This window comes from Diaphorobacter sp. HDW4A (assembly GCF_011305995.1).
In the GTDB taxonomy this organism is placed as follows: domain Bacteria; phylum Pseudomonadota; class Gammaproteobacteria; order Burkholderiales; family Burkholderiaceae_C; genus Diaphorobacter_A.
In genome coordinates this window covers 1,287,445-1,311,827 of the sequence record NZ_CP049910.1, presented here as the reverse complement: position 1 = coordinate 1,311,827, position 24,383 = coordinate 1,287,445, and the positions used below count along the sequence as shown (strand labels likewise).

12 protein-coding genes and 3 tRNA genes are annotated in these 24,383 nt (G+C 58.0%); 8 read left to right on the top strand and 7 right to left on the bottom strand.

What is annotated here, in order from left to right; genetic code table 11:
* Positions 1-23: 23 nt before the first annotated feature.
* From G7047_RS05895 to G7047_RS05885, 3 genes are all read left to right on the top strand, one after another.
* Positions 24-590: a septation protein A gene (locus G7047_RS05895; protein WP_166302038.1), complete on the top strand. Its 567-nt coding sequence runs from the start codon at positions 24-26 to the stop codon at positions 588-590.
* A complete protein-coding gene (locus G7047_RS05890) occupies positions 590-850 on the top strand; it encodes a BolA family transcriptional regulator (RefSeq protein ID WP_166311903.1) in 261 nt (86 codons plus the stop codon). Before G7047_RS05895 ends, G7047_RS05890 begins: the two co-directional genes overlap by 1 nt.
* A gap of 66 nt (positions 851-916) precedes the next feature.
* Positions 917-1,702 carry a peptidylprolyl isomerase gene (locus G7047_RS05885; RefSeq protein WP_166302035.1) on the top strand — a complete coding sequence of 262 codons (786 nt, stop codon included), beginning with the start codon at positions 917-919 and terminating at the stop codon, positions 1,700-1,702.
* A 128-nt stretch (positions 1,703-1,830) separates the two neighbouring features.
* Here G7047_RS05885 and G7047_RS05880 read toward each other — a convergent pair whose 3' ends face one another.
* Positions 1,831-2,601 carry a DUF1624 domain-containing protein gene (locus tag G7047_RS05880; protein ID WP_166302032.1) on the bottom strand — a complete coding sequence of 257 codons (771 nt, stop codon included), beginning with the start codon at positions 2,599-2,601 and terminating at the stop codon, positions 1,831-1,833.
* Positions 2,602-2,742: 141 nt separating this feature from the next.
* On the opposite strand from G7047_RS05880, the gene G7047_RS05875 reads away from it, so the two are divergent.
* Positions 2,743-3,027 (top strand): hypothetical protein, encoded by a 285-nt coding sequence (locus G7047_RS05875; protein ID WP_166302029.1) that lies wholly within the window; start codon positions 2,743-2,745, stop codon positions 3,025-3,027.
* A gap of 638 nt (positions 3,028-3,665) precedes the next feature.
* On the opposite strand, the gene G7047_RS05870 is transcribed toward G7047_RS05875, so the two are convergent.
* The 5 genes from G7047_RS05870 to G7047_RS05850 form a co-directional block, all read right to left on the bottom strand.
* Positions 3,666-3,742, bottom strand: a tRNA-Pro gene (locus G7047_RS05870).
* 148 nt (positions 3,743-3,890) lie between these two features.
* Positions 3,891-3,967, bottom strand: a tRNA-Met gene (locus G7047_RS05865).
* A gap of 117 nt (positions 3,968-4,084) precedes the next feature.
* A tRNA-Pro gene (locus G7047_RS05860) sits at positions 4,085-4,161 on the bottom strand.
* A gap of 140 nt (positions 4,162-4,301) precedes the next feature.
* Positions 4,302-4,565: a translation initiation factor IF-1 gene (gene infA / locus G7047_RS05855; RefSeq protein ID WP_166302026.1), complete on the bottom strand. Its 264-nt coding sequence runs from the start codon at positions 4,563-4,565 to the stop codon at positions 4,302-4,304.
* A gap of 295 nt (positions 4,566-4,860) precedes the next feature.
* A complete protein-coding gene (locus G7047_RS05850; protein ID WP_166302023.1) occupies positions 4,861-6,069 on the bottom strand; it encodes an HPP family protein in 1,209 nt (402 codons plus the stop codon).
* Between the two features lie 223 nt (positions 6,070-6,292).
* Here G7047_RS05850 and asd point away from each other — a divergent pair, with 223 nt between their 5' ends.
* The 4 genes from asd to G7047_RS05830 all read left to right on the top strand — a co-directional run bounded on the left by asd (position 6,293) and on the right by G7047_RS05830 (position 9,040).
* Positions 6,293-7,132, top strand: coding sequence for an archaetidylserine decarboxylase (asd, locus tag G7047_RS05845; protein ID WP_166311902.1), 840 nt, complete (start codon positions 6,293-6,295; stop codon positions 7,130-7,132).
* Positions 7,133-7,458: 326 nt separating this feature from the next.
* Positions 7,459-7,707: a hypothetical protein gene (locus G7047_RS05840; protein ID WP_166302020.1), complete on the top strand. Its 249-nt coding sequence runs from the start codon at positions 7,459-7,461 to the stop codon at positions 7,705-7,707.
* 290 nt (positions 7,708-7,997) lie between these two features.
* Positions 7,998-8,558 (top strand): Rrf2 family transcriptional regulator, encoded by a 561-nt coding sequence (locus G7047_RS05835; protein ID WP_166302017.1) that lies wholly within the window; start codon positions 7,998-8,000, stop codon positions 8,556-8,558.
* A gap of 188 nt (positions 8,559-8,746) precedes the next feature.
* Positions 8,747-9,040: a hypothetical protein gene (locus tag G7047_RS05830; RefSeq protein ID WP_166302014.1), complete on the top strand. Its 294-nt coding sequence runs from the start codon at positions 8,747-8,749 to the stop codon at positions 9,038-9,040.
* A 284-nt stretch (positions 9,041-9,324) separates the two neighbouring features.
* Here the strand turns inward: G7047_RS05830 and G7047_RS05825 are convergent, their stop codons facing one another.
* Positions 9,325-23,517, bottom strand: coding sequence for an Ig-like domain-containing protein (locus tag G7047_RS05825; protein WP_166302011.1), 14,193 nt, complete (start codon positions 23,515-23,517; stop codon positions 9,325-9,327).
* Positions 23,518-24,383 lie beyond the last annotated feature (866 nt).

Genomic DNA, 24,383 nt, shown 5'->3' with positions numbered 1-24,383 from the left:
AAAACCACAAGAACAACGACCCCATGAAACTGCTGCTCGACTTCTTCCCCATCATCCTGTTCTTTGTCGCGTACAAGGTCTGGGGGATCTACGTGGCCACCGGTGTCGCGATTGCAGCCACCGTGCTGCAACTGGCCTACATGCGCATCAAGACCGGCAAGACCGAACCCATGCAATGGGTCAGCCTCGCCATCATCGTGGTGTTCGGCGGCGCAACGCTGCTCGCACACAACGAGAACTTCATCAAGTGGAAGCCCACCGTGCTCTACTGGGTGATGGGCGCGGTGCTGCTGATCGGCCAACTGGTGTTCAACAAGAACTTCATCCGCACGCTGATGGGCACGCAGATCCAGCTACCCGATGCCGTCTGGAAGAACCTCAACTGGGGCTGGACTGGCTTCTTCGCGGTGATGGGCGCCATCAACCTCTGGGTGGCCTTCAACTTCGACACCGATACCTGGGTCAACTTCAAGCTCTTCGGCGGCATGGGTCTGATGATCGTCTTCGTGATCGCACAGGCCATCTATTTGAGCCGCCATGTGAAGGAAGACACCGTCCAGCCCGCACCAGCCAAGGATGCCAAGCCATGATGGATGTGACAGCAGGCAACATGCAGGAACTTCTGCAACGCACCCTGAATCCCACGCAGCTTGAAGTGATCGACGAAAGCGGCCAGCATGCGGGTCATGTGGGTGCCAACGGCACCGGTTTCGGAACGCACTTCCGGATACGCATCGCGTCACCGATGTTTGAAGGCAAGTCTCGGGTAGCCAAGCATAGGCTTGTGTATGATTCGCTGCAGGTTTTCATCGACAACGGTGCTCACGCCATTGCGATAGAAATTCTTTGAATGGGTCGGCGCATGCCGGCCGCAGGACGAGAGTTCTGCCAATAATCTCCTTTTTTTGGATTTCCAATGAAGAAAAAGCTCATGTCCGGCCTCGTGGCCGCTGCGTTGCTCGGCACCGTAGTTCTGCCAGTGTCCGCACAGAACCTCGCCATCGTCAACGGCAAGCCAGTTCCTTCGGCCCGCGCCGATGCCCTGAAGCAGCAAGTGGAACGTTCGGGTCGCCCGATCACCCCTGAAGTTGAAGGCCAGATCAAGGAAGAAGTGATCGCTCGCGAAATCTTCATGCAGGAAGCCAAGAAGCGCGGACTGGAAGGCTCCGCCGAGTACAAGAACCAGCTGGAACTGGCTCGCCAGACCATTCTGATCCGCGAACTGTTCGCCGACTACCAAAAGAAGAACCCCGTCACTGACGCCGAGATTCAGGCCGAATACGACAAGTTCGTGGCCTCCAACTCCGGCAAGGAATACAAGGCCAGCCACATCTTGGTCGAATCCGAAGATCAGGCCAAGAGCATCATTGCCCAGATCGGCAAGGGTGCCAAATTCGAAGAAATCGCCAAGAAGGAATCCAAGGATCCCGGATCCGGCGCTCGCGGTGGTGACCTCGATTGGGCCAACCCCAGCAACTATGTGGCCGAGTTCACAGAAGCTCTGGTGAAGCTCAAGAAGGGTGACATGACCGCCGTACCGGTCAAGAGCCAGTTCGGCTATCACATCATCCGCTTGGACGACGTACGCGACGCACAGTTGCCCAAGCTGGACGAAGTCAAGCCACAGATCTCCCAGCAATTGCAGCAGCAGAAGCTGGCAAAGTTCCAGGAAGAACTGCGCTCCAAGGCCAAGGTTCAGTAATTCATCTGAACCTCATCTGAATCGACGGCAGGTATCGCAGGCCATCACACCAGCGATGCCTGCAGACCACAAGACAGCCCGGTACACGCCGGGCTGTTCTGTTTTTGCCCTCTTCAGCTCAGTCCAGTTCAACGCTTCGTCAACCAGACGAACGCCGAAAGAATCCCCATAAGGATGGGTTGATGCAACAGGTAATAGCTCAGGCTCCAGCGTCCCATTAACGCGAGCCATTGTGTCCCCGCAGGCAGTTTCGCCTTCAGCCAAGTGCTATGCACGCGCTGCAGCCACTGGCCCGCCGCCATACCCCACCACATCACCCCAAGCCAGGGGAAAATCGGCACATAGTCCTCAGTAAAAGGCTTCTGGGTAATCCAGCCCAGCCAGTTCAGCGAACGGCCATTCATCAGCGCGGCCCAGTCCTCGCCTGCCCCGCCCAGCCACATCTGAGCCACCCAAGGCGAGAGCACCGCCAGCAGCCCGGTGAGCCACAGCCAGTGGCCCCAGGACGAGGTCAGCCGCACAATCAACAGCATCGCGGCGATCCCATGGAGCACCCCAAAATAAATGTAGCTCTGCGGAAACATCACGTATGAGCCAGCACTCACCAACAAAGCCGCCGCCACGATCTGGAGCCAGCGTTTGCAAAAGCGCCCCCAAGCCTGCCCCTGAGCCCATGCAATCGACTGCCCGAGACCTGCACAAAATAGAAACAGGCTCACGATCAGCACGCGCTGATTCGTCCAGAACGGGTCGACCAGAAAATTCTGGCGCCACAGGCCAAGATGGGAGAGGTCAAAACAGAAATGAAAGACCGTCATCCACACCATGGCCGCGCCCCGAAGCGCATCCACAACGTCGTACCTGGGGAAGCGCGCGCGAACTGTCGTTGAATCAATCATGGTCCGATTATCCGCAGCCTGCCCTTCAATCCTGCGTTTTGACCACCCTTCACATGCCATCAAGCGACATGAGCAAAGGCGCACATGCCAACTCCACCGAAGGTGTCTCACCTTGCGGTACGTGAGAATGAACACTGCTCAATGAATTCGAAAAGCTTTGGGAACGCTATAGAATATTTTCATCAAACCACTTCATCGAAGATCGCCATGCCGGTTGAACTATTGGTTGACATCGTCAAGCAGGGTCTCCCAGCCACCATCTCGGATTCGATTTCCATCGACAAGCTGCGCATCCTGCGCGCGGCACGACTCATCGAAGCAGACATCCCCCCTCCAGGCGTAGAAGGCGTCGCCATCGTTCACGTCATCACCCACGAAGGCCACTCGCTTCTGAAGCGATTGCGATCCGAGCGAGACATTGTCTGAAGCCTATTTTTACCAATATCGACGCTCCCGCATTCCTACCCAAACTGGATTCCAAATTCCAGCTCTCAATGGCATATTCCCAGACCAAATCACCAGAATAGTTCAACGTACCATCACAGGAATAGATGTGTACATTTTGTCAAGGCCTCTCCGCCACCCCTGAGGCGTGATTGATCAGACACGACAAGAAGATGAAACGGACGGCTATCTAGCAGACGCCGCACAGAAATTTGGTGGTGCCCCTGAAACCAGCGTTGCAGTACTCCGCAAAGGGCGTGACACCGCCAACGATGGCGCCTCACCGAAGGGTGGCATCGAGTCAATAGATGTTCATCCACACCCATGCGCCTTCAGGCCATCCGCGATGCACTGGAAGCCCATCACAAGCGCAAGAGGGGCCTGTCCGCACCATTCTCCTGGCCCGATCAAGATGGCGTGGGCAACGGTGAATCGCATTTCCACGAGTGGCACTTAGCAACACCCCTCCATGGACGCCATATAGCCTCGGCCATCAATGCGGTGTATCAGAACTTCGAGGAAAGGGATCACAGACTCAGTCGTGATGCGACATCGGGAACGTCACGAGATCCAAAAACAAAAGGCCCGCAGGAGAAACTCCTGCGGGCCTTTGCTATCAATGGTCGGAGCGGCGGGATTCGAACTCGCGACCCTCTGCTCCCAAAGCAGATGCGCTACCAGGCTGCGCTACGCTCCGACTAGACTCATATTTTAACCACCATTTCAGCCACTTTTTCGGGGATTTCCAACTTTTTCGAAAAAGGCCATAAATTTGATCCGATAGGCATATGCACAAACCTGAAAAGTCAAAAGCCCCGATTGCGTCAGCAATCAGGGCTTCAACTTGGTTGCGCGAGGAGGATTTGAACCTCCGACCTTTGGGTTATGAGCCCAACGAGCTACCAGACTGCTCCATCGCGCGGTAATTTGTGACAAGCACTCATTTCTGAGCCCCTGAAAAGTCCGCCACCTCTATGTGTGACAAACCTTTTTTGAGACAAAAGCCCTTGAGTCTTTTCGACTCAAGGGCCTGAATCAATGGTCGGAGCGGCGGGATTCGAACTCGCGACCCTCTGCTCCCAAAGCAGATGCGCTACCAGGCTGCGCTACGCTCCGACAAGACTGCTATTCTAACCACCAAATTGCATACTTTTTGGTAAATCAGAAAATTTTTTACATCGAGCTATTGTCCAGTCCGCAGAAACAGCCGTTGATGAACGATCCACTCATGCATGGACCGCCGCGCATCGAACGAGTCAGCGCCTGTTGCCAGTCGATGGCCCCGGCCCCGGCCCGCGCCCTGCCAGATGGCGGAAGGTGATGCGACCCTTGGTCAGATCGTAGGGGGACATTTCAAGCGACACTTTGTCGCCCGCCAGAATGCGGATGTGGTGCTTGCGCATCTTGCCGCCGGTATAGGCGATCAGTTGGTGCCCGTTTTCCAGGGTCACGCGAAAACGGGAGTCGGGCAAAACTTCCGTGACGCTTCCCTGCATCTCAATGAGTTCTTCTTTAGCCATGTTCGATCTCAAAAATACAGAATATGTGGCAGTTGCACACACTTTCGACAGCCCCAGAGCTCGCCACGGCCTTTGCTTGTCTGAGGCATGAGGCGTAGTCACATGGGCTGGAAAGTCACCGCTTGGAGCGCCAATTCAATCCATCTTGAGGAACTCCGCTCCAATGAAGGGGGCGGCATGAAAAGGCAATCGCTAAAGGGTTAGCCCATTATTGTAACTCGGACGGCATCATCACGTCATCGGAGCCCATGTTTGCGCGATCCGCACTGTCGTCGACAAACATGCCAACGGGTTTTCAAGCAGCGAGCGCGTTTGCCAGTGTCTTGATCACATCGGTCTGGCTGATGATTCCCACCAGCCGGTTTTCATCATTCACGATGGGAACATGCCGTCGGCCCTTGGCAGAAAACATAGGCACCAAATCCATGACGTGCTGATCGATGCGTGCAACCTGCACCGGCGAGGACATCAACGAGCCGATAGTCTGCGCCTTCTTTGCACCGCGCCACGGAATAAGTGCCCGCAACTTCCACCCCAATCCTTCGCCCTGCTCCTGAGCGAATTGTTGATGAAGCAGATCGGTGGTGGTGACGATGCCAATGACAGTCTGGTTTTCGTCAATCACCGGCAACGCCTTCACCGACTGCTCCTGCATCAGCTCCCACCCCTCGCTGAGCGACGCGTCTTCCTTGATGGCGTGCACGGGCGATGACATGATTGCATCGCAGCGCAGGTCGCCCAGAGTGCGCTGAAAAGCGGCCTTGGCCGCATGCTGCAAAAGGCTTTCCAAATCGCTGCGACTGATGTCGATCACGCCGTTGTGACTCTTGAGGGCCGCATCGAGATCAGCCTCAATGAACGGACTGGGCTTTCCCTGCGATGCGGCCTTTGACACGGACTCCGCCAATTTGGGGGGCGGATAGGCACGGCCTGTCATACGGTTGTACACAATGCCGACGATCAACAGCAGCACTACATCGAACAGCACGAAACCCAGATATCGACCGGTATGCGTGGCTGGCTCCAGCACCGCAAGCAATGCGAGTGACGCACCTGGCGGGTGAAGACAGCGCAACATCAACATCAACGCCACCGCAGCCCCCACGGCCACCACAGCCGCAAGCACCAATTGTGGCACCAGTTGTGCAATCAACACGCCAACAGCGGCCGACATCACGCTGCCACCAAACACCGACCACGGCTGGGCCAGTGGACTCGATGGCAATGCGATCACCAGAACGGAACTGGCCGCCAGCGATGCCACCATCCAGAGGCCGGGTGGATGCAGCAGCCCCCATAACTGGGCGATGGCCGCAATCGAGCCAACACACAGGGTGATGCCTCCGAGCATGCGCACACGCTCCTTGCGATCGATGGACAGGGGTGCTGGCCAGAAACGACGCAGCCAGTCGGCCGCCGAGAGACGGCTACCCTCGCTGAGTGGGCCCGTTTCTGGAGTACGGGCTGATGCCGATGTGGGCTGAGTTGGGGGAACGCTCGTCATGGATAGGATGAAGGCACTGCGCGCTGGCCAGTCATTCAAAGCAGGAGATACAAGCACCTCCCAAGCCAGCGCCTGTCAGACCATTATCTTGCCTGAGATCAACACAGCGCCACAAGTCAACCATTGCAACTACCATGACGCCGCTCAGCCCGAGGATGGCATATTCCCGTGCAAGGCCACTCCCCCAGTAGAATGGCTTGCTACAAAAAAGGATGCAACCCACGTGTCAGATCGACTTGCCGTTCTCGCCCAGTACCTGCTGCCCAAGCAAGCGCTGACGACTTTGATGGGGCAACTGGCCTCCAAGCGCGCCGGAGGTCTGACCACCTCGGTCATTCGCTGGTTTGTGCAGCGCTACAAGGTCAACATGAGCGAAGCCGCCAACCAGGACATCACAAGCTACGCCACCTTCAACGATTTCTTCACACGCGAATTGCGCGCAGGCTCCCGCCCGCTTGCTGATGCCAAGGCCATTTCGCCGGTAGACGGAGCCATCAGCCAGCTCGGGCCGATCGCCGAAGATCAGATTTTTCAGGCCAAGGGACACTCGTACTCGACCACCGCTTTGCTCGGCGGCGATTCGGCACTGGCCAAGCCGTTCACCAATGGCAGCTTTGCGACCATTTATCTAAGCCCCAGAGACTACCATCGCATCCACATGCCCTGCGATGGCAGGTTGACCCGCATGATCCATGTTCCGGGCGATCTTTTTTCGGTCAATCCAGCAACGGCTCGCGGCGTGCCCGGCCTGTTCGCTCGCAACGAGCGCGTGGTCTGCTTGTTCGACACACCGCTGGGCCAAATGGCATTGGTATTAGTGGGAGCCACCATCGTGGGAAGCATGGCGACCGTCTGGCACGGTCTTGTCAATCCACCGCGCCCCGGTAAGGTGCGCAGCTGGGACTACTCCAACAAACCCGTAAATCTGCACAAGGGCGATGAGATGGGACGCTTTTTATTAGGTTCCACCGTAGTGCTGCTGTTTGAACCCGGGGCCGTGCAATTCCAGAACGACTGGGTTGCGGCGCGCCCCGTTCGCCTTGGTGAGGCAATGGCGAGCTGAGATCGGATGGTGTACCCAGCACCACGTTCAGCCCCCTTTTCTCCGACTAAAACGTTTCCATTGCTTCTTATTTAGTAGCAATAAATCACACATAGGCACAGGGTTTCGGCATCATTATCAAAATGTGCCGGAAACCCGAGGAGCAGACCCGATGCTCAATTGCGTATAATTCCATCCATATGCTACGGTGGGTTATTGCGCTACTCAGCGCGTACTTTGTTCTTGCCTTTGGAGCGTCGGCACATTGCACGGCAGCCTACGGCGCGCCTCAAAGTTCCATCGCGGTCAGCATTGCCACCCAAACTACGGTTGTTCACGTTCACGAAGTGCGTGAGGCGCAGAGCAGCACCAACTCCACCCCTCGAACAGAACTGCCCGCAGTTGGCACCGAGCTACTGCTGCAAGCGCTCGACGATCTGGCTGTTGATCTGCCTGATCTGCTCAGCCCCCCCGATCCATTGCATACAGAAACCGCATTGCGCGTGCGCATGAACGTAGAGCGATTGATTCCGCCGCATTCCCCCTCGCTCAAGCGCAGACCCAAACCTCCACGAGTGACACCCTCGCTGGCCTGACGCTTTCGGCCAGAGCACTCGCACATCCGTTGTGGTCACAGAATGGCCAGACTCGTGCGCCAGACCTTCTTCTGACGGCTCCACCGAAAAGCATTTCAGCGACCTGATCTGTCCGTGGCTTCTCTCAAGTGGAGCCCAGCGCGAACGGATTTCATCGTTCAGGCCAGCCTCTCCCAACACTCCAATCGATGCACTCGAAGCGCGGCCTATTCCAGCGCGCTCCACCCGCATTTGAAAACCAGAATTTCGGCCCGACATCACAAGCGTCGGACCACTCCAAGGAGCCCACCATGCGCCTCACCACTCGCGGAAAAATGGCGGTCACCGCCATCACCGATCTTGCTTCTCGCTCTCACGGACACCCGGTGGCGCTTCCCAGCATCAGCGCGCGACAAGGCATTTCGCTGTCCTATCTTGAAGACATCTTCAGCGCATTGCGCCGTGCCGGCCTCGTGCGCAGCATTCGTGGCCCGGGCGGCGGTTATACGCTGGCACGCCCGGCTGACGAAGTCTCCGTCGCCGACATCGTGAAGGCTTCTGACCGCGCAATGAACGAAGAAGCCGACGACGCGGGAAACAACGTACGCGAAGACTCGCCCTCAGGCAAGATGACCGCAGAGCTCTGGACCAGCTTCCACTCTCGTGTACTGGACTATCTGCAATCCGTCACCGTAGCCGATCTGGTTGCCCAACAAAGCAGCCAATCGGTTGACATACCCAGAAATTCGTCGGCCCGACTGAGTTCAGCCGTCAAGCGCTTGAAGGGTCGATCCGCAGCCAAGACGCAGTTTCCGGCTCAGAACGTGCCCAACTCCGTATTTGCTCTGGCCGCTGCGGGGCTTCGCTCTTGATAGCCTGATGGCTTGTCGCCAAGCCAACGCCAAGACCATAGCTCAGCCCCTTGTAGCTGGAGTTCCGTGGTCTTGGCACATTTCTGCGCCGTCAGCTTGCACGCGTACGATCTCGCACTCGAACAATTCCAATCCGGGCTCAAGACATTCTTCGTGCGACGCCAATGCGTGGCGACTACACTTCGGACATGTCAGACATTTACATGAACGTCGTCCATGCTCTGCGTGCCCATTGGCAGGCTCATGGCGACGCCTATCCGCAGAAGATCGTATTGTCGCCCGCGCAAGCGGATCGCCTGCTGGCGCTGCAACAGGTGGGAATGGTGGCCTTTCCCGATGCGCGCATAACCCCACGCCGAGATCGCTTCATGGGAGCCAGGATTGAAATCGATGCCGCATCGTCTGGTGTCCTGATTGCCATCGATGGCACTGAAACGCCCATTGCACCACCTTCCGAGTCAAAGTCTCCTTTGGAGAATTGACTCAAGCGCTCACATCAAGCATACCTCCGACGGTAACGACCTGTTGAATCGTCGCTGCTGACTGCTGTTCACTCGAACGGAATCGGCAACGCGGAGCCACTCCATCGTCTGCAGTCGATTCTGGCTTCACCGAACGGGCAGAATCTTTGGATCACGGCCTCATTCAATGAAAAACTCCCGACGTGATGCCGGGCGTTTTTTGTTGAGCGTCCCCAAAGACACGCTCCAATTGGTGAAGATCCCGTGCTGCCACCGAAGCAGCAACACGGTCTGCCAGTCATGGATCAGATCAGTGTGATCTGATGGTTTGCCAGCATTGTTGCCAGATCGGTTTGCACGCCGGTCAGCGTCACCACCGTCGTATAGTCGACTCCATCGCCATGGGCATCCACCTGAATCTCGCTACCCGCTGCGGTGGTGTTCACCTTCAGGTACTTGGAGATAGTGTCTCCCGCGTTGATGGTCGCAACACCATCGATGTACATCGCTGCTGAGTCGCCGCCTGTGATGGTTGAATAGCCTTGCAACAGCTCGCTCAGATCGATTCGATCCGTGCCAGTCATCGCTTCCCACGAGCCCACCTTGAAGCCAGTGACCACGTCGCTGCCATTGCCACCCACCGCATCGCTTGCGTTCAGTTCGTGGTAAGCCCGTGTGTCCTTGCCACCGCTTGCGATGACGATCGTGTCGTTGCCTCCACGACCTTCGATCCAATCGTTGCCAGCGCTGCCGATCAGTTTGTCGCCGTACTCCGAGCCAGCCACGCCCTCGATGTCCACCAACGTGGCCTTGATCGAGGAATTGCCCTGCACCGCTGTGCTGCCAAGCTCGACAACGACCGCCGAGCCTGCGCTGCGGAAATCAACGACGTCGAGACCGCCCGTATTGCTCCAGGTCTCGGAATTGCTGGAAGCAGACCAGCCGCCCGAACCGTCATAGGTATGTGCCCCACTTTCGGCAACGAACGTGTCGTTGTAGCCGGTGCCCACTAAGGTACCTGATGTGACGCCGGTGCTCGCCGTCGCTGACAGCGCGTAGGCGTCCGTGCCGTCTGAGGCCACGAGTCCATCCCAGCTGACATTGGACGATGTGCCATTGGTGACCTTCAGCAGCGTGGCCGTGTATGTCTCCGATACATCGAGTCCATAGAAGCTGACAAGGCCTGAGGTGTCATTGACACCATAGCCCGACTGCGCATTGAGGATCTGCGCCGCGACCAGCTGCCCCTTGGAGTCGAACAGCTGAACCGTGTTGCCGTAGTAGACATTGACGCCCTCACTGTCCACGATCTGCAAATGCAGCGCCGTGCCATCGACCACTTCATCAGTGTTCTCGATGTATACAATCTTGCCGTTCTGCTGGGAGACGATCAGGTCCTTGGCACCGTCCCAGTTGTAGTCCATCGCGGCGATGCCGGTGACATTGCTCAACGTTGACGAGAGCACGCTCGTGGACCAATCTCCCGTACCAGAGTTGGAGTAGAGCTTGGCCGTCTGGCTGGACGCGTAGTTGCTGAACTTGACGATATCCATCTGACCATCGTGATTCCAGTCCACCGCCACCGACAGGAAACCTGTGGCGTTGGTCGAGCACACGGAATTGCGTGTCGTCACCGTGGTGGATTCGACCGCCGCACCGGACGTGCTCAGCAGCCCCGTTCCATCGTTGTAGTAGATCATCCCACCAACACCGTTCTTGCCACTGGCAAGGTACAGATCCATGGTGCCATCGCCATTGAAATCCGCCCAGGTCATGGAGGCCGCTGTCGTGCTGTCCTTCTCGTTCTTGTAGAACACGTCGTCGATGGACTGCCCGACACTCAACTTGCCTGTGCCATTGTTGTTGATCACCGAGAGCGTGTAGTTGCCCAGCGCGTCGTCATGTCGCACGATGTCGACATCACCGTCACCGTTGATGTCCACTCCGGACACTTCACCGAAGCTTTCCTGATCGCACTTCGTCATCCCGGCATCGCCATTCTTGTTGCCATCCGGAACTAGCGTGCCGCCGTTGTTGGCAAGGTAGGTGACCGAATTGCCGTACCGATCACCATATGCCAGATCGAGGTAACCGTCGCCGGTCTTGTCATAGGCGATGACAGCGCCCCAGTAGATGGTCTCGTCACCAACGGACTGCTTCTGCGCAGCATAGCCGTTGCCCGAGTTCTTCCACATGATCTGGTACTCGCCCTCGTATTTGTTTTCGGTTCCAAATACGTCGGAAGTGCCGTTGCGATCCACATCGGCGGAGGTCATGCTCACCACAGTGCGCGAGGTAGACTGGCCCTGCACGTTCCCCAGCACGCTGGAGGTGTACGAAGACAGGTCCGTGCTGCTATAGGCATGACGGTTGGCCGCAATGGTCCACAGACCATCATCGTTCAGACCGAACACCAGCGTGTTGTTGGTGACGTCGCCAGGCGCAGTCGCCCAGTTGGTGTTTGCCGAAGTTTCATCGACCTGCTCTGTTTCGATGCCCACGTTTCCGCTGGCCTCGACAACCACGCTGTCCGTGCTGTCTACCAGTTGAGTCACAACATGGTGGCTGCCCACGTTGAGTCGATCCGAATCAGGAACCTGAACGTACCAAATACCGTTTTGCGCATCAACGGCCACGGCACCTGTCTGAGAGCTGTAGGTAATGCCATTGATGGTGACTTCGACATGCTCACCGGCAAGCAGTTCACCGCCGATGGTACCGACGATGAGTGGAGTGTTGTCATCCGTGTTCAACGAGTTCACGCCCATCGACAGTGCGACGTTGACGGTAATGTCGCCCGCTGTTGTGACGTTGCCCGCTGCATCCGTGATCTGGACGGAGTAGGTGTGAGCACTGTCATTGGCCAATGCCCCTGGCAGTGCAAATGTCCAGTTGTTGCCGGTCACCACAGCCACGCCCAGTCGGTTACCGTCCTCATAAATAACAACTTCGTCGCCGGTCTGCAGCGCCTGGCTGAGCGCTCCGGTGAGCGACACGGTACGGTCGTCCGTGGTCGTACCCGAATCAAACTGGCCTTGCTCGGCACCCACGTTGTCGACGTAGTGGATCGAGCTGCCAACCTGCGGTGCCACGGTGTCTACGGTGAAGTGAAGGACTTCACTGGTAACACTTGTATTGCCTGCCGTGTCCCTCTGGGTTGTATGGATGGAATGAGCTCCTTCGGACAATGCCGCAGCAGGCGTGAATGACCACTGCCCGTCACTGCCGACCACTGCCGTTCCGATAGAAGCTCCATTGTCATACACAGTGACCTTGGCGCCAGGCTCTCCGGTACCGCTGAAGGCAGGCTGCGTGTCGTCGGTTGCACCGCCGTCCGCGATCACTCCCACGACGGTACCCACATCGTCCATTGCGGTAGGCGCTGGCATGGTTGCCGGTGCTGTGATATCGACTTGCAGTGTGAACTCTGTCGACGGAGCGCTCACCTGACCGGAGGCATCGGTCGAAGTGGCCATGTAGCGGTATGTACCTTCAGCCAATACGCTGGTGTTCGTGATGCTCCACTTGCCATTGGCGTCTGCAACCGTTTGACCCACCAGCACCCACTCGCTTGCTGAATCCTGAATGTACAGTTTCACATAGGTACCAGCTATTGCCGTACCCTTGAGTGTCGGTGTCGTGTCATTGGTCACCACGTCGGCCGAACCCGGGAGAACTGCTGCGGTCGTGGAGGCAGTCGGCACAACCTGCGTCGTCAAGGCGGCGGCTCGCGTGGCGTACGCAGACGCGACAGCGGTCGTCTCGGTGACCGTGGCGTCATTCACCAATTGCGCAGCCACGTCGTCGGCAACCGTTGCGGTCGAATCAGCTTGAACCGAATCCGCGGCAGGGACAATCGTCGACAAGTCCATTGAAGCGGCGGCTTCTTCTTCCTCGTCCATTCCAGAGATGATCGGCGATGTGGGTGCGTCACCAGCCACCAGGAAGGTGATGACATCGGAAGCCGTTCCGACGTTGCCCGCAAAATCCACAGGGCGAGCCTGGAGGCTGTGCGTTCCCTCGGACAGTAAAACTGTGGGCTCAAAGCTCCAGGAACCGTCACTATTGACCTGAGTCTCGCCGATCAAGGTGCCTTTGTCGAGAATCTGTACAACGGTGACCTCTGGATAGGAAGCTTGACCGGAATAGATTGGCTGGTGGTCATCGGTAATGCCACCTGTCAGCACAGGCCCCTGGATCTCGCCAACATCGTCGTACAACGCCATGTCGTGAACCGATGTCAGCACCGGCGGCTCGGCCTTCGCCTGATAGGTTTTGCTCACCTCCAGTGTAGCCACGTTACCCGCTTCATCCGTGAAGCTGGCCTTGACGTCCAGTGTGAGATCCGCGTCGCTGAGAAGAACGCTGCCGGGCACATTGGTGCTCCATGCATCCCCATTCAATGTCGCTTCGTATTCTGTTCCATCAACGGTCACCACGACCTTTGTGGTCACCGAATCAGCTGGCACACCAGTGAGCGTGCCGGTGATGCTTACGTCAGCTTTCGATTCAGCCTGATTGATGACGTTGTCATCCGTGACGTTGTTGACGGTCAAGCTTGCATCGGTCACCACAGGCGGTGTCGAGTCCGTCGCGTAGGTCTTCGAGGCATCGAGCGTTGAGGCATTGCCCGCCGAATCGGTGAAGGTTGCCTTGACATCCACCGTCAGATCGGAATCGCTGAGCAGCGCGCCGCCGGGCACGCTGGCGCTCCAGGCCTCTCCATCCACTGTGGCCTCGTAGTCCGTGCCATTCACGGTCACTACGACCTTGGTGCTCGCGGAGTCCGTCGGAACACCCTTGAGCGTGCCGTTAACGTTCACGTCCGCTAGTGACTCGACCATATTGACGACGTTGTCATCCGTGACATTGTTGACGGTCAAAGCGGCATCGGTCACCACGGGTGGTGTCGAATCCGTCGTATAGGTCTTCGACGCATCGAGCGTCGCGGCATTGCCCGCTGCGTCTGTGAAGGTCGCCTTGACATCCACCGTCAGATCAGAGTCGCTGAGCAGCGCGCTGCCGGGCACATTGACGCTCCAAGTCTCACCATCCACAGAGGCCTCGTAGTCTGTGCCGTTCACGGTCACGATGACCTTGGTACTCGCAGAGTCTGCAGGCTCGCCCTTGAGCGCGCCGGTGATGGCCACATCGGTCTGCGATTCGGCTTGATTGACAATGTTGTCGTCCGTGACGTTGTTGACAGTCAGGCTGGCATCGGTCACCACCGGTGGCGTCGAGTCCGTCGTGTAGGCCTTCAAAACATCGAGCGTCGCCGCATTGCCTGCCGCGTCGGTGAAGGTCGCCCTGACATCCAGCGTCAGGTCAGTGTCGGCGAGCAGCGCACTGCCGGGAACGCTGGCAGTCCAGACGTCGCCATTTAGCGTTGCCGCGTACTCGGTACCGTTTACCGTCACCACAACAGTGGTGTTGGTGGAGTCAACAGGAATGCCGGTGAGTGTGCCGGTGATGCTGACGTCGGCTTGCGATTCTGTCTGGTTGACGATATTGTCGTCCGTGACGTTGTTCACGCTCAGCTTCGTGTTGGCCACGGACGGAGGTGTCGTGTCTAGCGTGAAGGTGAAGTCCACGCTCGGTTCGCTTTCGTTGCCGACGGCATCCACGCCCGTGGCGGTGATTTCATGCTCGCCTTCCGTCAGCGGAGGTTCGACCGTGTAGCTCCAATGGCCTTCACCGTCCACGACCACGGTACCAATCTGATTGCCGTTGTCCTCGATGATGATGTTGCTGCCAGGCGTGCCCGTACCGGTCAGTGTGGGTGTAGCATCGTCGGTCATTGAGCCGCTCACCAGCATACCCTGATCAGGGCCGACGTTGTCAGTCGCACCGTCGATCTCAGGAACCACGGGAGCCGTCGTGTCGACCTCTAGGCTGAATTCTGATTTCGCAACGTTGCCGGACGCGTTGACTGCTTGCACTGTGTATACGTGCACTCCATCGGCCTGCTGGGGCAGTTCAATGGTCCATTGACCCTTGGCGTCTGCTGTGGTGCTGAGGATGGCTTGATCCGCTTCATAGATCGTCACCGTGGATCCTGCGGTGGCCAGCCCTGTGAAAGTAGGCTTTGCATCGTCCGTGGCCGCACCACTGACGATTTCACCCGTGACGGTGCCCACATCGTCCGTCACTTGAGAGACGGTCAGAGTCACTGGTGTGGTATCAAGCATGAACGTTGCCGCATCGCTGCTCGCGCTAACGTTACCTGCCTTGTCCGTCTGGGTCGTGGTGATGCTGTGGTTGCCCTCAGCCAGCGCCGTGGTCGGCTGCAGGCTCCACTCTCCCTCGGCATCGACGACGGCCGTGCCGACGAGCTTGCCATTATCGTAGACTTTGACCTTGGCACCGACTTCGCCGGTGCCCTTGATGACGGCGTTGGCGTCGTCCGTGACCCCGCCGTTGCTCACTGCGCCGACAACATCGCCCGCGTTGTCCATGATCTGCGCGACGGCAGGCTTGACCGGCGGTGTAATATCGACGATCAGCTGGAACGACACCGATGGTGCGCTGATCTGCCCTGCCGCGTCCGTCGATGTAGCGATGAAGCTGTGCGTGCTCTCGGTGAGCAACGTGGATGTGATGGTCCACGTGCCTTGAGCGCTGGCGATGGTGCTGCCCACCAGCACCTTTGTGCCATCGGCACTTATGTCATAGAGCTTCACCGTCGTTCCCGCGACAGCGGTTCCCTTCAGGGTTGGTGTGGTGTCGTTCGTCACCAGAGTGGCGACAGATTGAGCGCGTGTAGTTGCAGATTCCATTGCATTCTCCGTTTTCATGTCTGCTTGTGTTATCACCTGATCGGTGTTCAAAAGGTTCTCTGCCACGATCAGATCGCCGACGATCAACTCGTTGTCAACCGCTGGCTCCGTTTGTCCGACCGTATTTGCTGTTTCCCCCTCGGGGGTGACCGTATCCGCCAATGCGGTGGCCGATTCATCTGTGTTGGCGATGGCGTTTCCTGTCCCGGCCATGACGGTCCCATCCACATCCGTGGCCGCTTCCTCCACCTTGGTAACGCTGTCCTCCGCGCTAGTGGTAATGTCTTCCGTTTCGGAGATGGCATCCCCCGACTCCGTGGAAGTGTCGACCGCATCGGTGGATGCGTCGACCACGCCATTGGTCGTGACGTCGGTCACTGCTTGGTCCTCGGTGCCAGTCAGATCTTCTCCATCCATGCCACCAATGACTGGAGGCTCCGGGGCATCGCCCGCCAACTCAAATGCAATCGCTGTCGTCGATTCACCAACATTTCCGGCGGCATCCACCGGACGGAATTGGAGGCTGTGATCGCCGACGTCCAAGGCCTCTGCAGGCTCGAAACTCCAGGTGCCATCGCTGTTCACCGTGGCGTGACCGATCACCTCCCCGTTGTCGAGCACGTCCACCCTCGCCACCTCCGGATAGTCTGCGTTGCCGGTAACGGTCGGCTTGGTGTCATCCGTGATTCCGCCATTCGTAATCGCTCCGGTGATGTCGCCAATGTCATCAGTCACCACAACGTTGTGAATGGTGGACGCCGCTGGCCCTGCGAGCTTGGTCTCATAGGACTGATCGCTCACGATCTGGGCCGTATTGCCGGCTGCGTCACTCAGCATCGCCGTCACTTCGAACTTGTGGTCGGGATCCGTCACAAGCTCAGAGCCGGCAACGACTACGCTCCACGAGTTGCCATCCAAGACCGCGTCGTACGTCTTGTCGTTGACATTCACGGAAACGATGGATGCCGCTACATCAGCAGGTAGATTGGAGAGCGTGCCGCTCAGCGTGATGTCAGTCGTCTGCTCCGTCCCGTTGATCACGTTGTCGTCCGTGACAGGATTCACCATCAGCTGAACATTGCTGGTGTCGGGGGGGGTGACGTCCAGTTGGATCACGAAAGATCCGCTGGCAGTGCTCTCGTTGCCCACGACATCGATGCTGGTGGCGGTCAACTCATGCTCGCCTTCGTTCGTGAAGGCAGGATTCACCGTATAGGCCCAATTGCCGTCCGTGCCGACCGTCGTGCTGCCCACCAGACTGCCATTGTCGTGGACGTTGATCGTGTCGCCCGGCGTGCCCGAACCACTCAGAGATGGTGTCGTGTCGTCCGTCACGCCGCCATTCGTCATCGGCCCCTGCACCGTGCCCACGTCATCCCCTACGCCACCGATGCTCGGAGGCTCAGGGACAGTCACGTCCACGGTCAACGCGAACTGCGCGGTAGCCGTGTTGCCCGAGACGCTCAGCGCGTTGATCGTGTAGGCGTGCGCACCCTCGCCTTGCTCGGGTAGCGACACACTCCAGTTGCCGTCAGCATCGGCCACGATACTCGTCAAAGGCGTGCTTCCCTCCAGAATCGTCACCATTGCACCGGCCGTTGCCTTGCCGACGAAAGTCGGTATCTTGTCATCAGTAAAGCCACCGTTGGCGATGGGGCCCTTGATGTCACCCTGATCGTCGAGAACCTGATCGATCAATAGCTCGACGCCCTCAGTACCCACGCTGAACGCGAGCGGCTCACTTGGCTGGCTAATGTTGCCCGCCTCGTCCATCAGCGTCACCGTGATGCTGTGATTGCCTTGCTCGAGGCCCTTTGCGGGCGTCAGGCTCCATTGCCCACTCTCGCCCACCGTCGCGGAGCCGACCACCACGCTGCCGTCGTACACAGTGACCGTGGTTCCTGCCTCCCCCGAACCCTTGAATTCGGGCGTGGAGTCATCGGTGGTTTCGCCGTCGACCAACGCACCTGTCTTGTCGCCTGTCCCATCGATGGCCTGCACCATACCAGGCTGATCGGGCGCGATCGTGTCCACGCTCACCGGATAAACACCGGTCGCGACGCTCTCCTGCCCCGCACCATCCGTCGCGGTGGCGATCAGGTTGTGGATGCCATCCGACAGGTTCTCCGTGTTGATGCTCCACTGGCCCTGTCCGTCCACCGTCGCACTACCCACCAGTATGCGTTCGCCGTCTGTAGTGATCTCGTAGACCTTCACTTCGGTGCCCAGCGTCGCCGTGCCCTCCAGCATCGGAGTGGCATCGTTGGTCGGTTGATTCGGCTGGATGTTGGCACCCATGTCGTCGTATACCCCCGTGATCGATGGTGCCTGCGGTGCTGCACCTGCCACGGTGAAATCCAGTGCGTCTGTCGGCAAGCTGGCATTGCCGGCAGCATCCACCGCTTGCAGTTGGAAGCTGTGCGGCCCCGCGCCCAACGCAGTCTTGGGTTCGGCAGACCATGAACCATCGGCTTGCACCGTGCCCTCGGCAATCACCAAGCCATTGTCCAACACCAGAACCTTGGCAACCTCGCTCGCGACAGTCTTCCCTTGGTAAGTGGGCTTGCTGTCATCGGTCACATCGCCGGCAAGGATTTCACCTTGCTTGTCACCAACGTCATCCATCAAGGCGTGATCGAACAGGATGTCATTGGGATTGGGCGCAGTCGTGTCAACGACATAGATCTGGGTCGACGTCTTTTGAGCACTATTGCCCGCAGCGTCCACGAACTTGGCACCGACCTCCAGTTGACTGTCGGAATCGGCGACCAGTGCGCTGCCGGGAACGCTCACGCTCCACGCGTCACCGTTGACGACACCTTCGTAGTGCTTGCCATTGACGACGACGTCGACCTTGGTGGCAACCACATCGGACGGGACGCCGCTGATGGTTCCAGTCAAGGTCACATCCAGCGCGGACTCCGCCGCGTTGACGATGTTGTCCTCAGTCACAGTGTTCACCGTCAAATGCACGTTGGTGACATCGGGAGGCGTGACATCCAGATTGACCACGAACGGCTCGCTGGAGGAACTCTCGTTGCCCACCGCATCGACGCTGGTGGCCGTCAGCTCATGCGCCCCCTCGCTCGTGAGAGCCGGGTTGAGCGTGAGTGTCCAGTTGCCATTGGCGTCGACTGTAGTGCTACCCACCAGGCTGCCGTTGTCGTAGACGTTGATCGTTTCACTTGCCGTGCCTATTCCAGCCAGCGTCGGTGTCGTGTCGTCGGTCACTCCACCGTTGGTCAGCGGCCCCTGATTGCTGCCGACGTCATCCGTCACGCCACCGATGCTCGGGGCGGGTGGAGCCGCAGTATCCACGGTCAACGTGAACTGCTCGGTGACGGTATTGCCTGATGTGCTGATGGCGCTGACCACATAGGCGTGCGCACCGTCGCTCTGCTCTGGCAGGGACAAGGTCCAGTTGCCATTGGCATCTGCCACGCTGCTGACCAGCGCGTTGCTACCTTCGAATATCGTCAGCGTTGCGCCAGGTGTGGCCTTGCCCACGAAAGTCGGTGTCGGGTCGTCCGTCGATCCGCCGTTGGCGATCAGGCCGACCACATCGCCCTGATCATCCAGAACCTGTTGGACGACCAGTTCAAGCCCTTCCGTATTGACACCGAAAGTCAGCGGATCGCTCGCCAAGCTGGCGTTGCCGGCGGCGTCAGTCAGCGTCACGGTGATGCTGTGTTCGCCGTCCGCCAGTCCACTCGCCGGTGTGTAGCTCCACTCACCATTGGTGCCCGCGGTCGTCGAGCCAATCAGCTTGTCGTTGTCGTAGATCTTGACGAGCGTGCCCACCTCCGCCGTGCCCTTGAACTCGGGATTCGCATCGTCGGTGATGTCGCCGGAGTTGATCGGGCCGGTCTGGTCACCGACATTGTCGAGCGCGACTGGTGCCATCGATGTCGTTGGGACACTCGTATCAACTTGCACGAGGTACTCGCCTGTCGCATCGCTTTCCTGACCTGCGGCATCCGTCGCGGTAGCGATCAGATGGTGAGCGCCATCGGCAAGCGCAGAAACTTCAATGGTCCATTGGCCCGCGTCGTTGACGGCGGTCTCGCCCACTTGCACGCGATTGCCATCCACCACGTCAAAGACCTTGACAACCGTGCCACGCTCGGCCGTTCCCGACAGTGTGGGGGAAGCATCATCGGTGGGAACGCCCTTCTGGATGTTTCCGGTGACGGTGCCCACGTTGTCCTGGACATCTTCGATGGCGGGCGGTTGAGGCTGCGGGCCTTCGACGATAAAGTCAACTGCCGTTGTCGCCACGCCGGTATTTCCGGCCGCATCCGCCGGACGCGCTTGGAATTCGTGATCACCCTTGCTCAGTGCCACATCGGGCTCGAAGGACCACGAACCATCCGGCTGAACCTGGGCCTGCCCGATGACGACACCATGATCCAGAATTTCGACATAGGCGACACCGGCGCTCGCCGAGGCAATACCTTTGTAGACAGGCTTGGAGTCATTGGTGGCCATGCCCGAGATGATCTCGCCTTGCACCGGGTCCACGTCGTCCCATAGCGCCGCCGCCACGTCTTCCCATTCGGTCGGGATCGTGGTCGTGTCCACCGTGTAGTCGTGTGAGACCTGCAATTGCGCGGAATTGCCCGCGGCGTCGCTCAATATGGCTTCGACCACAAGCGTCGCCAAGCCATCCCCTCCCGCCGCCAGGACACTTCCTGGAACGCTTGCGGTCCATGTGTCGCCGCTCAGCGTCGCTTCATAGTCCGCGCCACCGACGGTCACAATGACCTTCGAACCGACCACGTCGCTCGGCACATTCTGCAGCTTGCCTGTCAGTGTCATGTTGCCCTGCGACTCCGCGATGTTCACGTAGTCGTCACCAGCAACCTTTTCCACGCTCAGTTCAACCTTGCTCACATCGGGAGGCGTGACATCCAGCGTGATCACGAACGGCTCGCTGGCGGAACTCTCGTTGCCAACTGAATCCACTGCGGTGGCGGTCAATACATGTTCGCCCTCGGTGGTCAGGGGAGGATTGACCGTGTAGTGCCAGTTGCCATCACCGCCAACCTCTGTGCTGCCAATGAGCATGCCGTTGTCATAGATGTTGATCTGTTCGCCAGCGGCGCCGTTGCCATGGATCGTCGGCGTCGTGTCATCGGTCGATGCACCCGCCGCCAGATCCACTTGCACTGTGCCAACGTCGTCACCTACAGCTTCGATGGCGGGGACGGTCGGAGCCGTGACATCGATCGTCAGATCGAATTTGGCGGTAAGTTGCGTTCCTGCTGCATTCTGGGCTTGGGCCACATAGTTGTGGGTCCCTTCGCCTTGCTCGGGCAGCGCGAGGCTCCAGTGACCGTTGGCATCCGTCAGTGCGGTTCCCAGCACCTTGTCGCCTTCATGGACCGTCACGGTCGAACCTGCAGGGGCAATGCCAACCAGTGTCGGCGTGACATCGTCCGTCGATCCGCCATTGGGCACCGGTTCGATCAACGGAGCAACGTCGTCCTGCGCATAGGAAATGGTCAGAGGTTCGGTGCTGGTGTCAATCGTAAAGTTGAGGCCATCGCTTGGCGCGCTGGTGTTGCCGGCCTTGTCCGTGAGAGTGACCGTGATTTCGTGCGTCCCTTGGGTCAAGCCGGTCGCGGGAACATAGGTCCAAGCGCCATCCGTGCCGACCGTGGTCGTGCCGATGAGGCTCCCCTTGTCGTAGAGCGACACCTTTTCGCCGGACTCGCCCTTGCCAGACAGAACAGGATTGGCTGTGCTCAGCGTCACATCCTCGGAACCCGGTCCTGCAACGACCTTGCCATCGTCGTATGCGCTGGGCATGTCGGGCGTGGCCGGGGGGGTGGTATCGACCAGAACGAGGTACTCACCCGTGGATGGGCTCACCTGTCCCGCACCATCGGTGGCAGTCGCCGTGAGCTTGTGTTCGCCATCGCCCAATGCGTCCGTGACAATCACCCAGTTGCCATTCGCATCAACTTCCGTGCTGCCAACCAGAACGGAACCATCCCACACTTTGACAACCGTGCCCGGAGTCCCCGTACCTTCCAACGTCGGCTTCGTGTCGTCTGTGGGATAACCCTTCTGGATGTTTCCAGTGATGGTGCCAGCGTCGTCGTAGACACCCGTGATGGCGGGTGCCGCAGGTGCAGGGCCGTCCAGTTCGAACGGCAGTGCATCAGTCTGTTCACCCACATTGCCTGCGGCATCGATGGGTTCAGCCTGGAAACTGTGCGGACCCGACGCCAGCGGCAGCTTGGGCTCGAAGCTCCAGGTACCATCGGCTTGCACGACGGCATTGCCAATGACTTTGCCGTTGTCGTAGATCTGAACCAGCGCCACCTCCTTCGGATTGGCCTTGCCGGTAAAGGTTGGCTTGCTGTCATCGGTCTGATCACCCGACTTGATCTCGCCCGTGACCGAGCCGACATCATCCATCAGCACGATGTCATACAGGGAGCCTTTCGCCGGCGCAACCGTGTCGACGAACTGACTCGCCTCGGCAGCCGTACTCGGGTTGCCGGCCGCATCCTGTGCAGCACCCGCAGGCACGGTGACCTTGACCTCACCGCTCGCTGTCTCATTCTGCGTGACGACCAAGGCATAGACCGAACCGCTGATCGCCACGAATTGACCCGCAACACCGCCTGACACCTGCACCTTGCTGGCATCAAAATTCTTGACGTTTTCGCTGAACGTGAAAGTGAAGGTGACGGAGCCGTCGGCTCCGACAATGCCAGCCACATCGTCCGTGATCGTCAAGGCGGGTGCCAGACCATCCACCACCACTTTCGTCGCATCGCTGACATTTCCGGCGGCATCAGTCGCCGTCACCGAAATCGTGTCACCGTCGTGCAATCCTTGATTGGGGATCGTGAAATTGCCGTCCGTATCGACGACCGCCGACAACGTCGATCCACTGGGGAGCTTCACGGTCACGGTCGAGCCGGGTTCCGCGTGTCCTACAATGGGATCCGTCGCATTGACGGGTTCGACCACCGGCGCGTCAGGAGCCTTCGCATCCACCACCACCGTCACTGGATCGCTGTCGACACCCTCCGAGCTGACCGCGACCACCGTGATTTCGTCGTGATCCTTCAAACCGGGATTGGGAACCGAGAACCGGCCATCCGAGCCGACTGTTGCTGTGGCCGTGGAGCCGTCAGGCATGGTGACCCGGACCGTTGTACCGGGATCGGCTATGCCGATGATGGGGTCGACTCCATTGACAGGGTCCACCTGCGGCACATTTGGTTTAACGGGTTGTTCATGTGAACCATTGCCATCGTGCATCATGGCTCCGATAGTCAAAGCAGCCAGTGCTGCATGCCAGACACCCAACACCGCATCGCGCTCATCCGACGGGCCTGGCTCCGACAGCAACGGGTCGATCGACTGGAGGCTGGTAAAGCCGAATGGCACGGAACCAGACGCATCGGCACCACCGCCCAAGTTCAACTGCCACAGCCCCTCAAGGTCATCCTCCAGTACCAGGCTGCTTTGAAGACCGTCCAGTTTCAAAAAGTAGCTTCGCACGGTGACGACCTGACCATTGCTCAGGGTGACGAGCAGATCGTTCCCCTGTCGCGCGACATCCTTGATATCGGCGCGCGTGACATTGAGCTGCACAACAGATGCCTCTTTCAAGTTCACATCAGAGCCCACTCCGTACCTCGATACGGCGGTTTTCTTGCCAACAACAGAAACATCTACCGTTTGCACTGATCCAGTCATTTTTTCTCCCGTAAATCTAAAGATTTCTCTCGTTTTATCGCAAAATAAAACACATCCGAATACAAAAAGGCGAGTCCCATCCATTTGAATGAATTCGCCTTAGAACATCATTCATTCTTAAATTCAAATATCATTCAACCCTACCCTACAGAACATATATCGCCCTAAAAAACAGGTAGAAGATAATTCAAAAATACAGCACACCAAAGATGCAAAGCACTTCACTTGAGAAAGGTAAAACTTGCAGGAAACAACATGCAAAATAATCAATGAAAATATTTCACGAAATTTTCACATTTCCCTTCACGCGCACTCGTCGAAACGAAAAAACAAATTCAACGCGAATTTTTTCACCGAAAAAATCCATGAGGCAACAGCGATCCTGAGAAGCCATCCCAACCAAGACATCAGCACTTGTTTCGCAATAACCGCCTCAACACAAGCCCCTGTCATTCAATAATGCCGAAGGAATCGCATAAATAGTGTCAATTGAATCAATAGTCAACTCAATAAACCAATCCACCCAATATCACGCGACCCACCATTCGTTAACCACCGTCAAATTAACGCCTGACTTGATATTTATCCATATTCCGGCGTGAGAAATCATTCAAATTTTTTACACATGCAGATCTGCGGCATACAAATTCAAAACATTGGAAAAAGAAAAGCCAAGACGTACCACAGTGCCTCAGCAAGTATTTCCAATATGTAAAAAATGGGAATAGAACCCCAATTGATTCAAACTCAAGTGACTCCTGCACCGGTCAAGACGGGAACAAGTGCGAAGCAGGGAGCGGGGCTATAGTTACCGAGAGAGTCTGATTCTTCGGTGGACCGTCCATCTCACTTGAGGCTGCAACACG